This is a genomic window from Micrococcus sp. GbtcB5 (assembly GCF_019091605.1).
GTDB lineage: Bacteria > Actinomycetota > Actinomycetes > Actinomycetales > Micrococcaceae > Micrococcus > Micrococcus luteus.
The window spans coordinates 1-268 of sequence record NZ_JAGXJK010000204.1 but is presented as its reverse complement, the minus strand read 5'-3'; the positions used below and the strand labels follow the sequence as shown (position 1 = coordinate 268).

The window sequence follows — 268 nt, the reverse complement described above, 5'->3', positions numbered from 1 at the left end:
ACGCCCCAGGCCGACGGCCAGACCCCCACCGATCCCGACCTCATCATGACCGGCTGGACCGTGGAGCTGCCCGCCGGCCCCACCGGCGCCGGCTCCACCTCCGCGACACCGGCCCCCTCCCAGCAGGCCCCCGCCCCGGCGCAGGCCGACACGGACGCCCAGGCGGCCCCCGCTCCGGCGGCGCCCTCCGCATCGGCGGCGGCCGAACCCTCCGCCCCTGCCGACGACTCGGCCACGCCGGCCCCCGAGGCGGCCGCCGCCCCGAGCG

The 268-nt window shown here is 82.1% G+C and carries 1 protein-coding gene; it reads left to right on the top strand.

Annotated features, from left to right (window positions below):
- Positions 1-268, top strand: a 268-nt coding sequence (locus KVS67_RS12045) for a hypothetical protein (RefSeq protein ID WP_217565453.1), incomplete at both ends; no start/stop codon positions are given.